The organism is Vibrio sp., assembly GCF_984391705.1.
The window spans coordinates 19,560-31,728 of record NZ_CFHWOM010000030.1 but is presented as its reverse complement, the minus strand read 5'-3'; the positions used below and the strand labels follow the sequence as shown (position 1 = coordinate 31,728).

Sequence of the window (12,169 nt, the reverse complement as noted above, 5' to 3'; positions counted from 1 at the left end):
CTTACGCGATGGAAGATGAGTTTCTTTCCTACGCTCGTAGCCAAGTGAGCAAAGCTATCTCTGGAAGCCCTGTTTGGGATGGTCCGACTTCTGGTCCTAAAGCCGTATACGATAGAAACGTCATTTTTGTCGCCTCTGACCTACGCAACGGAGGTGTCTATGGTGTTGGGAAAGGCATGTCCGAAGCCATTTCAAACCTCGACTGGCATCTAAGATTTATCGATGGTTTGGGCTCGGAAGTTAGACAAGGTGCAGCAATAAGAAAAGCCATCGGTTTCCAACCTGATGCTATCGTTTTAGGTGGAATCGATGCCTTAAGACACAAAGAGGTACTAACATTTGCTCAAAGTCTTGGAATTGTCGTTGTGGGCTGGCATGCCACTGAATTAGCTGGAGGAAGCCCAGAAATTGGACTCTATACCAACATAACGACCGATCCACTAGACGTTGCAGAAATTGCCGCACTGCTTGCGATTGTTGACTCAAATGGACAAGCTAACACGTTAATTTTCACTGACCCAAATTATAAGATTGCCACCATTAAATCCACAGCTATGGCTGAAACCATCAAACGCTGTCATGGATGTGAACTTCTCGAAGTTAAATCGCTACATTTGGATAAAATCGCTGAGCAAATGCCTGGTACTCTGGAAAAGTTATGGGAGAAGCATGGCCAAAGAATAACGCATATCTTAGCCATCAATGATCTCTACATCGATTACGCCATTCCCTCTTTAGAATCAAATCAAGAAAAGAATAACACTCTACCTCAAAATATCTCCGCTGGAGATGGTAGTAAAGCGGCTTACAAGCGCATTAACAGTGATAAGTTTCAACTCGCTACAGTACCTGAGCCTTTATATCTGCAAGGGTGGCAAATCATTGACGAACTGAACAGAGCGTTCCATGACATGCCGCCAAGTGGTTATTCCGCGCCTGTTCATTTAGTCACGCCGAAAAACGTATCCGACTTAATTGGTGTTAAAGGAAGCGGTATTTACGACCCAGATAACGGTTATAGAGAAGCATACCTAAAGATTTGGAAGCCTTAATGAAACTACATCAGATAAACATTACGCAAAGATTACTGGTTTCGAGTCTAGTCTCACTGCTTATCGTTAGCATCGCTGTTTTGGTCGTTATTCGCTCGCTCTACTATGTTGAGTCAACACTTAAAACAGAAACCTCAACTCACGTTTCAGAGCTAATCGTCAACTCGGAAATAAGCCGCCGTGTGTTCGCATTAACTTCGCGGGTAAAGCTGCTCGAACAAACGATTCTGTTTAGTGAAACGACTTTATCCAAAGAAGCATTTAACATTGATTTTCAATTGCAGCGTTTGCGGGATCTATCCACCAACGACGAGTTTTCGCAGCGTATAGATGCGTTCATCAATAATTTTCACCGATTTCTCGGAAGTTCTCTCGCCTTGAATCGTATCCTAAAACAAACCGATAAAATTGATGCTCGGCTTTCTGACCAATTAGACAGCCTTGAGCTGGCTATCGCTAATAGCAAATTACAACATCTGACCCACAGTGACTTTAATCGTCACAACAATGAACTTGATCTTGTAAACATGCTGCGCGAATCGTATCTGACAACCGGGAAAATGGTTGGCGATATACACAGCCGAATAACACCTGAAACCGAAAAAGTTTTATTGATCGAAGTTGAAAAGGAACTTGATATCTTCCTACTTCACCTGGAAAACGTGGATATCGATACTCAAGATGTAGTAGAGCATAAAGCGAATATTTATAAGACGGTAAAGCGCTACAACTCTGCGTTAAGACGCATCAAAGCAAACCTCGAGCAGCGTTGGGTTGTTATGGACGCTTTGATAGACGCTCAAGAATCACTACTACAGATGGTGGAGAGCACTGAATCACGTGTGCTTAATCAAGCACTGGAGCTCACTAACCAACTTGAAAATGAGATATCTGCCTCTCGCTTTAATGCCATTGTAATCAGCATTTCTGCTTTCCTACTGTCAGTTCTTCTCGTTAACCTTGTGGTAAATCGACACATTCGAAAACCTTTGGATGACTTGAAAAACGGTTTTGATCGGTTAATGAGTGCTGAAACTAAAACGCCTATCGATCTAGGCCGCCAAGATGAATGGAGCCATATTGAAAATGCATACAACAATATGGCCTCTAGGCTCTCTGACGCTTATCTAGCGCTCAATGAAGAAAAAAAGAACTTCGACTACCTTGCTCACCATGATCCATTAACTCGATTGGCCAACCGCTTGCTGGCTAGTAAGAACCTAAATAATGAGATTAAGCAGTCTGAAAAGGACAATGACAAGTTTCTATTACTCTATCTGGATATAGACGAATTCAAAACCATCAACGACTCACTCGGACACGCCGTTGGGGATAATCTGCTCGTCAATGTCGCTGGTATTTTAAGCGATTTGATTGGTGAGCAAGGCTTCGTTGCACGCATGGGCGGTGACGAATTTATGGTTATCCTAAGTCGCACTGAGCTAAAAGGTGGTGAACTCATCGCAGAACAGATTAATAGTGCACTTAGAATGCCTTACCATATAGAGAACAGTACTATATTCGTTTCAGCCAGTATTGGGATTTGTGAGTTCCCTACACATGGTGTCAATGCTGATACTTTAATACGAAATGCCGATACCGCAATGTACTGCGCCAAACGAAATGGCCGAGATCAGTACCGAGTCTACACTGATCAGATGACCCACGAGGTGAATGACCTCATAGAAACAAATATTGGCCTTCACCGAGCCATTAAGGACGATGAGCTCGTCGTGTATCTTCAGCCCAAAATTGATTTAGACTCCGGCGAAACGATTGGCGCTGAAGCATTAGTCCGCTGGCAACATCCTACATTGGGATTACTTCTCCCAATTGACTTCCTCGAGGTTGCAGAGAAAACTGACTTAATCATCGAAATAGATAAATGGGTATTTAGTAAAGTCGCTAACCTCATTACCCAATGGAAACGCTCAGGCCACTTGCTCGATGACATTGTGATATCCGTTAACTTCTCCGCTCGAATGTTCTATATGGTTGACCTTGCAGAGCAACTTCAAGCAATCCTTGACGACACCGAATGCAAACCTAATCAGATTATGCTCGAAATAACAGAGCGAGATATGATGCGAGATTTCGACACGTGTGAACGCACTATAGAAAGCTTACACGAGAAAGGCTTTAGAATTGCGATTGACGATTTTGGTACTGGTTATTCTTCTCTTTCCGTACTCAAAAACCTCTCCGCTGACTGTATAAAGCTGGATCGCAGCTTTATTAAAGATATCAATCAATCAAACATCGATTTCGAAATCACGTGCGCAATCATGAAGCTAGCTCAAATACTCAATTTAACGGTTGTCGCTGAAGGCGTTGAAACGAGTGAACACGTCGACATTCTCACTAAGATTGGCTGCAACTATGCTCAAGGCTTCTACTTTGCCAAACCTCTACCAACTGAGCACTGGCTGCAATATTTGAGTAAAGTCGATATAGAGAATGTGGTGAACTAATGGTCAAGTATCACCCGTTTCTGAGTAACTTAGCAATGACAATTGGTTTTGCTCTTTACTCTACATAGATAACCCTTACAATTGACGGAAATTAAGAATTCCAAGGTTAATCCCATGTCAATCCAATGGTTTCCTGGGCATATGCACAAAGCCCGCAAAGAGATCGAAGAAGCAATTCCGCAAGTCGACGTTATTATCGAAGTGTTAGATGCTCGTATTCCATTCAGTAGCGAAAACCCGATGATTTCCGAACTCCGTGGCAACAAGCCAGTGGTAAAAGTGCTCAACAAACGCGATCTCGCAGATCCAGAGTTGACCCAGTTATGGATTGACCACTTCGAGCAAGAGAACAACGTAAAAGCGATGGCGATTACGACGACTAATGTTCAAGAAGTGAATAAGATCCTCGAATTATGTCGAAAGCTAGCCCCTAACAGAGAAGAAATCGGCAAGAACATTCGTACAATGATCATGGGCATCCCAAATGTAGGCAAATCAACCATTATCAATACGCTTGCTGGCCGAACTGTTGCTGTCACCGGCAACCAACCAGCAGTCACTCGTCGCCAACAACGCATCAACCTTCAAAATGGTATTGTTCTTTCAGATACTCCTGGGATCTTATGGCCGAAAGTTGAAAATCCACACAGTGGTTTCCGCTTGGCTGCAACAGGTGCAGTTAAAGATACCGCAATGGAATATGATGAAGTGGCATTCTACACCGTAGAGTACCTAGCTAAAGCCTACCCAGAGCGTTTGAAGGAACGCTACCAAATTGAGGACCTTCCAGAGTCTGATATCGAATTAATGGAAGAAATTGGCCGAAAGCGTGGCGCTTTGCGCTCTGGTGGACGTGTTGATTTACATAAGTGTTCAGAAATTTTATTGCATGAGTTGCGTAATGGTACATTGGGTCAAATAACACTCGAACTGCCAGAAATGATCACTCAAGAGCTAGTCGAAGTCGAAATAGAAGCCGCGCGAAAAGCTGAAGAAAAGGCTAAGAAGAAAGAAGAGCGCCGTAAGCGTTATCTAAAAAACAAGCGTTAACGATGAGGGCAGTGATTACACTGCCTTTTTTGTACCCCAATGCTGTATATTTGTTATAATATAACAAAATGAAAATCGAGAACTTTTGATGAGAATACCTACCAACATTATCACTGGATTCCTTGGAACAGGCAAAACCACCGCAATTTTAAATTTACTTCAAGAAAAACCTGAAAGTGAAAACTGGGCGGTTCTAGTCAACGAATTCGGTGAAATTGGTATCGATGGCGCAATGATGACGGACCAAGGCGCTATGATCAAAGAAGTACCAGGAGGCTGTATGTGCTGCGCTGCAGGCGTACCTATGTCTGTTGCCATTACCGCACTATTGCGAACTAACCCTGACCGTTTGATTGTTGAGCCAACAGGCTTAGGCCATGCTCATAAAGTTCTTGCGACTCTCACCTCTAGCCAATTTAAGGACTACATTGATCTTAGAGCAACAATTGGATTAGTAGACCCACGAAACCTTTCCAACCCTAAGTATCTTGAGAATCAAAACTTCAATGACCAGTTAGCGATTTCTGACATAGTCATTGGTAATAAAGTCGATGAGTGCCATGTCAGTGACATTGACGCATTCAATGACTGGGTCACCGATCAAACACCACCAAAAGTGTTTAGCCAGTTGGTAAAACAAGGTAACTTCCCAATAGAGTTACTCGATAGCCAACGCCGCTCTCCAACCTACTCCAACGATGTTGAAGCACATCACCACGAACATGCTGAGCAAGAGCCTCAATTTCAGTTACCGCCAAATCAAGCTTATATCCGCAAAGAAAACAAAGGACAAGGCTATTATAGTTGTGGCTGGATATTTGGCTCAGAAGTGGAGTTTGATTTTGATGACCTATTTTCTGTGTTATCAGATCTTACTGCAGAGCGAGTAAAAGGTGTTCTTAACACAAATAACGGTTGTTTCGCTTTCAATGTGAGTAACGGTGTCGTTTCAGTAAACCAGATGTCCTTAGAAGGCTTTGAGAGCCGTTTGGAAGTGATAGATAGCCAACTATTGCCGTGGGATCAGCTAGAGTCTGTCCTTAAAAAGATTTCTGGTTTAGAAAGCTAATAAACCTTCTCTACTCCTTAAACGACAAAAGGCGCACCAATAAGTGCGCCCTATCCCTCGTTACTCAATCGTGAGCTTGCGAATCAAGTGCTTTATCGGCCACCTGATAAAAAACGAGGAGTTTCAATTTTTATCACTGAATCCATCCAAATTGTAGGTAAGACACTTATTCCTCCATGCGGGTTGGTTCGAGATGTCTTACCATTTAACTATGGTTCAAATCCTTCATTTTGCAAGTACGGCCAACCTAGCCTTTATCCTGTTCTGTGATACTGCTCCGATAATGTCGCACCATATGACCCATTTGTTCTCACCTATGAATCATATTTGAAAATCAATATTCCATTCTTGTCGCTATAGTTACGTATAGACAGGCGTATAATTTGCCTTAGAACAATTCCCACCAGTTATTCTTACGAGGTAAATTCCTTCATGACTAAGAGAGAGAAAATTAAGCAGTCCCTACTCGCAACAATGCCCAAGGACGCCATCAATCAATTTCTCTCTAAGGACAAAACCCCCATCTCTGTACTTTTGCTATCATTGATTGTTGGGGTACTGGCTGGTCTTGTTGGTACCTTGTTCGAAATCGCTGTCCATTTTGTTTCCGAAACACGCACTGACTGGCTCAAAGATGCCATCGGCAGTGCACTTCCCTTATGGTTAGCAGCCTTCTTAATCAGTGCGTCATTGGCCTTCATTGGTTATTTTTTGGTCCACCGCTTTGCACCAGAGGCAGCAGGTTCTGGTATTCCAGAAATAGAAGGGGCGATGGACGGGATACGTCCAGTACGTTGGTGGCGAGTCATCCCGGTAAAATTCTTTGGTGGTATGGGGACGTTAGGATCTGGGATGGTACTAGGACGCGAAGGCCCAACAGTGCAAATGGGCGGCGCTATCGGTCGCATGGTCACAGATATATTTCGCGTCAAAAACGACGACACACGTCATAGTTTACTTGCCTCTGGTGCAGCAGGTGGACTTGCGGCAGCGTTTAATGCCCCTTTAGCGGGCATTATGTTTGTTGTTGAGGAGATGCGTCCTCAGTTTCGCTATTCATTAATCTCTATCCGTGCAGTCATTGTATCCGCGGTTTCGGCAAACATCGTGTTTCGCTATATCAATGGCCAATCTGCAGTCATCACGATGCCGCAATATCAACCACCAGAACTCCCTGCTCTTTGGTTATTTTTATTACTTGGAATGATGTTTGGCGTTTTTGGTGTCGCCTTCAATAAACTCGTGACATTGTCACAAGATATATTCGTTAAGATACATAAGAACGAAAGAAAGCGATACCTTATTACTGGTAGCTTAATCGGCGGTTTCTTCGGTATTACCCTACTCTATATGCCCGAGATTACCGGCGGTGGTATCGGTTTAATTCCAAACATTGCCAATGGTGACTACACTGCAGGCTTCTTGCTATTGCTTTTTGTTGCCCGCATCGCGACGACAATGATCTGTTTCGGCTCCGGTGCGCCAGGTGGCATCTTTGCACCTATGCTTGCGCTTGGCACTCTATTTGGTTATGCGTTTGGCCTAATCGCAAAAGGGCTTCTACCTGAGTTGATGATTGATCCGGGTATGTTTGCCATCGCAGGCATGGGCGCCCTGTTTGCGGCAACGGTACGCGCGCCGATTACCGGGATTTTGCTGGTTATCGAAATGACCAATAACTATTACCTCATTCTGCCGCTCATCATTACCAGCTTAGGCGCGGTTATTTTTGCGCAGCTATTAGGCGGCCAACCTATTTATAGTCAACTACTCCATCGAACTTTAAAAAATGAGAAGCTACGACAGGAAGACGTGCCAAGCGAAGCAAAATGACAATTGCACCGCAACCGTTTGGCTTGTTATGATCAGCGCTCAAGAATTGGAGCGGCTATAATAAGGTCCGACCGATTTTTAGAGCATTTACTCGCAAGTATTTAGGAATAGGTCATTGAACTGGAGACGCTTAACACAATTTCACAGTGTACCGCCATCGCAAGCTGCATTAGCATTGGGAATCATCGGGTTAGGTCACGCGTGGTCGTTGTATGTTCCAGAAATAGGCGCAACTATTCGTCCTTACCTCGCATCGTTAGGTGCCATCCTGCTGTTTCCCGTTCTCGTGAAATATTTCACGAGCGCACGAACCTTTATCAGTGATATTCGCCATCCATTGAGCGGTAGCCTAATGGCACCAATGAGTATGGCGCTATTAGTTCTTTGTGACTATTTAGCTGTTATCTCTCCGGTGATCGCCTACCCCATCTGGTTCGCAGCTCTGCTTTTGCACCTAACAATGATGATCATGTTTTTCGGTTTTCAGCTAACCAACTTTAAAATATCTAACATAGTACCAAGCTGGTTTCTTTACCCTGTAGGTTTGATTAGTAGCTCCCTTGCAGGGACTCAGTTTGGACATACTGTCTTTTCTGAAACGCTCGTAATGACGTGCATTACTATCTACTTTTTTATGTTACCGCTTGTTCTTTATCGACTCATGTTTGAAGGTACATTGCCCAAACGTGCAAGACCTACGTTAGCAATTATGGCTGCACCTATTAATTTGACGTTAGCAACATATCTAGTGAATTTTTCAGAGCCTGATCCAATTTTAACAGGTGCATTGGCAGGAATAGCAGTCACGATGACATTGTTCATCTACCTTTGCTATATCCGATTGTTAAAGCTCAAGTTTCAACCTTCGATTGCTGCAGTCACGTTTCCATCGGTGATAAGTGCCATCGCCATGCATAGGCTAACTAGCTTTTTTGAGGACTATCACCCTCATTGGCACTGGTTACATAACTTTGGTTTTTTTGAGCTCAGTGTCGCTACTGGACTCGTCATTTGGGTATCTATTGGCTACATCAAAATGTATTGGCCAGAGCTATTCTCTGCAGATAAGCAAAACCAAACGGTTAATTAATCGTTCGATTTCTACCTATATTTATACAACTTATAGCTCGTAAGCTTAGGGAAATATTCCTGTATGCATTATAGTTGATATTTTTATTTGTAACATACCACTAATTCTTCATAATTCTGCCTAGAAACAATATTAAATTTCATTCATATATTCCTTTGTCAGCTGGCTCATGGTTTTTAATAAAGGAAATGTTGATTATGAATACGCTAAACCTATGCCCCCCTTCCCCAGAATTCATTAATAAAAAGATTGAGCATCACCTGGCCCGGCTAATTAACTGCCACCAAAACGGAAAGCACCTTGTTATGGGGGCCACTCCTCAAAGCAATGACGTCGTTCTACAAAGTAACGATTATCTCGATTTAGCGAACCATCCAGACATTATTAAAACCCATGTGGACGCGATAATGGCAAAGGAAAATGCTTCATTTATGTCGGGTGTATTTCTTCAAAAAGAAGACAATAAACCCGAATTAGAATCAAAACTCGCAGCCTTCACTGGCTTTCAGTCGTGCTTACTCTCACAATCTGGCTGGTCAGCTAATTTGGCTTTACTTCAGACTATTTGTGACAGCGACACTCAGGTCTATATCGATTTTTTTGCGCACATGTCGCTATGGGAAGGCGCTCGGATAGCTGGCGCGAACATACATCCTTTCATGCACAATAACATCAAGCATTTGAATAAGTTAATTAAGCGTCATGGCCCAGGAATTGTACTAATAGACTCAATCTACAGCACTATAGGCACCCTTGCTCCATTGATTGAATTGGTCCTCACTGCAAAAGAGCATGGCTGCGCAATCGTGGTAGATGAGTCTCATTCCCTAGGCACTCATGGTAAACATGGAGAGGGCTTGCTCAAGAGTTTAAAACTAAGTCATCAGGTTGATTTTATGACAGCCAGTTTAGCTAAAACTTTTGCTTACCGCGCCGGGGCGATTTGGTGCAATAATAGAGCAAATGAGTGCATTCCTTTTGTCGGTTATCCAGCTGTATTTAGCTCAGCAATGCTTCCTTATGAAATTCAGCGACTGGATAAAACATTAGAGGTTATTCAAAAGTGTGATAATAAACGAGGCCATTTGAGGGAAATTAGTCGCTATTTAAAACAGCAATTAATTAAAATTGGTATCACTATTCGAAGTGAATCTCAAATAGTCACACTCGAAACGGGCGATGAAAGAAATACAGAAAATGTACGCAATTTTCTCGAAAGCTTAGGGGTGTTCGGTGCCGTATTTTGCCAACCCGCGACAACACCAAATAAAAATATCATACGATTTTCTTTGAGCAGCAGCACTACGAAACACCAAGTAGATAAGATTATAAACGCAGTTTCGCTCGCTCACCAACAACCTAATTTATACATAATATAGTAATAATGTACCCTCAAATCAGTCGTTCAATTATTTGAGGGTACTAAATCCAATCCGATATCTTATCGAGTAACACTCCTGTTCCAGCAGGTTTTATTACATAGTCATTCATACCAGATTCATGGATCTTATCGAGAGCCAAGGCTGTAGAGTCTCCTGTGTGGCCCAATATTGGCACATTGGCATAGGCTTCATGTGAGTTTCTAATCGCATTCGCGGCTTCTAACCCATTTAGTTGAGGCATCTCAATATCCATGATGACTAGGTCAACCGGGCTTTGTTGCAGTTTCTCTATAACTTCCTTTCCATTTTGGACCTGTATTACTTCAAACCCCTGCTGTTCAAGTAGGATTGATGTATATGTACGCAATGATTGATTGTCGTCTGCTATTACAATCGTCTTACCATGTACCTGAGCTTTCTTGGGTATAACGCCGTGGTTCGACTCTATCGATTCAAAAAACAATTCATCTAAAACACGACCTGATCGGCGTTGCATGCGATGTTTTTCCACAGGGTAGATCTCAAGTCGTTGATCAAGGCTGTCACTATAGTGTGTATCTAAATCATAGAGCGGCACAATCCTGCCTTCAGTGAAATGAAGCTTAGCTTGAAGATCAGATAGTGCGTTAGCATTAGATGCTGCTTCATCTAAATCAATAAAGAGCAAATCAAACTCGAATTCATACTCTTGCTTTTTGCTCGCAGCCTCGATATCCATTACGATCAGACGAAACCCCTTATAAAAGGCGTGTTCATTCAAGACATTGCTGATTCTGTCATTTGCGCCAACATAGAGTACAGATTTTGATTCCATCAATTCGATCTTAATTCGATCGACGATCTCAGAATCATAGATCGGGAATGTTAATGTGAAAGAAGTCCACTCATTCGGCTCAGATTTACACTCAATCGCCCCTCCTACCGCTGTCATCACCTTGTGGCAAAACGGTAACCCTAAACCATAACTTCCTGTTTTACCGAATGTATAGAAGTCCTTGAACACGTGTTCTTTTACATCAGCGGCGATGCCAATACCGTTGTCGTGAAACGTTACCTGATTTTGGCCACCGCACTGAGCCAACGTAATTGTGATTTTGAAATCATCATCTGATTGGTAGTAAAAAGCGTTCTTAAGCAGGTTGTAAAGCGCATATTTAATCAGAGTATCACTGCCAAAAAAGTCAAATTCCTGCTCTACAACTAATTCGACGGCTAATTTATCTTTTACGCTCTTATAGGCGAAACTAGACAGTGCATCTTCGATCACAACCTTAGCATTATGTTTCCTGAACGTTGAAGTTGATACTCGGTTTTCGTCAATAGAAGTGAGGAGTAAGTCTATCGCTTCGTTACCATTTTTAATCACCTCATCGGCATCATTAAGAACATCTCTAGCCATTGATAGCTCATGTGACGATATTTTTAACCCGCTATTGGCTGACTCTTTTTCAGCCGTCAGTATCGAAGACAACACATCCACTGAGGCTTTAAGCGCACTCAATGGGTTACGCATTTCATGTGCAATTCCTGCACCAAAAGACTTGGCGATGGAAACCTTACTCTCATGCTCAACTTGATTGCGAAAATAAAACAAATTGCCAAATATATATGTAAATAGAAATATAGGAATGTAAGCCCAAATCACATCTTGATACGCGCTCGAGAGGTCCGTTCCGTAAACGACGAATACAGCGATACATATTGCTAACAAAGCCTGCGCAAGGACCACTCTAGTTTGATGGACAAGCAAAATATGCAGAAAGATCGATGCCATAAAAGACATGGCCCAAATGGTAGACCAGTTGTTCATTAGCATCATGTAAAAAAAGAAAAACGGCAAACAGATGCTAATCAGTACTAAATAGTAGTGCGGCAGATAACGTCGACAATATTCGGGTAAGTAGTTTCTAAATGCGAGCCCAGCAAACAAAAACGAACAAAATGTTCTCAATACTAAACTTTCGTAAGGCTGCGGAAACAAGTACGACCATACGTAGTAATAAGTTGGAAACCCTAACAGCCCCATCCAACCTACTAGTGTAAGATTAGGTTCAGCATACTGATATATCTTATTGACAGTATCTTGAATTGCTACGCGAAATGCGTCCATTAGTCACCTTATCCAACTCGCCGACAACAACTCATTGCTCTTATAATTTTGAGTTAATTCAATTAATAATTAGCACAAATATCAGGAGCCCTCCAGATTTGGGCTCCTATTC

8 protein-coding genes are annotated in these 12,169 nt (G+C 42.5%); 7 read left to right on the top strand and 1 reads right to left on the bottom strand.

What is annotated here, in order from left to right:
• Nucleotides 1-8: 8 nt before the first annotated feature.
• The 7 genes from AC4MRV_RS14525 to cqsA all read left to right on the top strand — a co-directional run bounded on the left by AC4MRV_RS14525 (nt 9) and on the right by cqsA (nt 9,944).
• Nucleotides 9-1,052 (top strand): substrate-binding domain-containing protein, encoded by a 1,044-nt coding sequence (locus tag AC4MRV_RS14525; RefSeq protein WP_491188061.1) that lies wholly within the window; start codon nt 9-11, stop codon nt 1,050-1,052.
• Entirely contained in the window at nt 1,052-3,523 is a 2,472-nt protein-coding gene (locus AC4MRV_RS14520) for a putative bifunctional diguanylate cyclase/phosphodiesterase (protein ID WP_491188048.1), read from the top strand. Before AC4MRV_RS14525 ends, AC4MRV_RS14520 begins: the two co-directional genes overlap by 1 nt.
• 114 nt (nt 3,524-3,637) lie before the next feature.
• Nucleotides 3,638-4,573, top strand: a complete 936-nt coding sequence (gene ylqF, locus AC4MRV_RS14515) for a ribosome biogenesis GTPase YlqF (RefSeq protein WP_491188047.1) — start codon at nt 3,638-3,640, stop codon at nt 4,571-4,573.
• Between the two features lie 88 nt (nt 4,574-4,661).
• The gene (locus tag AC4MRV_RS14510; RefSeq protein WP_491188046.1) at nt 4,662-5,642 is read left to right on the top strand and encodes a CobW family GTP-binding protein; all 981 of its coding nucleotides are present in this window, start codon (nt 4,662-4,664) and stop codon (nt 5,640-5,642) included.
• A 432-nt stretch (nt 5,643-6,074) separates the two neighbouring features.
• A complete protein-coding gene (gene clcA / locus AC4MRV_RS14505; RefSeq protein WP_491188045.1) occupies nt 6,075-7,475 on the top strand; it encodes a H(+)/Cl(-) exchange transporter ClcA in 1,401 nt (466 codons plus the stop codon).
• Between the two features lie 115 nt (nt 7,476-7,590).
• Nucleotides 7,591-8,565 carry a TDT family transporter gene (locus tag AC4MRV_RS14500; protein WP_491188044.1) on the top strand — a complete coding sequence of 325 codons (975 nt, stop codon included), beginning with the start codon at nt 7,591-7,593 and terminating at the stop codon, nt 8,563-8,565.
• Nucleotides 8,566-8,762: 197 nt separating this feature from the next.
• Entirely contained in the window at nt 8,763-9,944 is a 1,182-nt protein-coding gene (cqsA, locus tag AC4MRV_RS14495; RefSeq protein WP_491188043.1) for an alpha-hydroxyketone-type quorum-sensing autoinducer synthase, read from the top strand.
• Between the two features lie 43 nt (nt 9,945-9,987).
• On the opposite strand, the gene AC4MRV_RS14490 is transcribed toward cqsA, so the two are convergent.
• Nucleotides 9,988-12,057 (bottom strand): hybrid sensor histidine kinase/response regulator, encoded by a 2,070-nt coding sequence (locus tag AC4MRV_RS14490; protein ID WP_491188042.1) that lies wholly within the window; start codon nt 12,055-12,057, stop codon nt 9,988-9,990.
• Between the last annotated feature and the right edge of the window lie 112 nt (nt 12,058-12,169).

What these genes read in the sequence shown, in the direction of transcription:
- AC4MRV_RS14525 (WP_491188061.1), top strand. Translation starts at nt 9, where the DNA reads ATGGAAGATGAGTTTCTTTCCTACGCTCGTAGCCAAGTGAGCAAAGCT.
- AC4MRV_RS14520 (WP_491188048.1), top strand. Translation starts at nt 1,052, where the DNA reads ATGAAACTACATCAGATAAACATTACGCAAAGATTACTGGTTTCGAGT.
- ylqF (WP_491188047.1), top strand. Translation starts at nt 3,638, where the DNA reads ATGTCAATCCAATGGTTTCCTGGGCATATGCACAAAGCCCGCAAAGAG.
- AC4MRV_RS14510 (WP_491188046.1), top strand. Translation starts at nt 4,662, where the DNA reads ATGAGAATACCTACCAACATTATCACTGGATTCCTTGGAACAGGCAAA.
- clcA (WP_491188045.1), top strand. Translation starts at nt 6,075, where the DNA reads ATGACTAAGAGAGAGAAAATTAAGCAGTCCCTACTCGCAACAATGCCC.
- cqsA (WP_491188043.1), top strand. Translation starts at nt 8,763, where the DNA reads ATGAATACGCTAAACCTATGCCCCCCTTCCCCAGAATTCATTAATAAA.
- AC4MRV_RS14490 (WP_491188042.1), bottom strand. Translation starts at nt 12,057, where the DNA reads ATGGACGCATTTCGCGTAGCAATTCAAGATACTGTCAATAAGATATAT.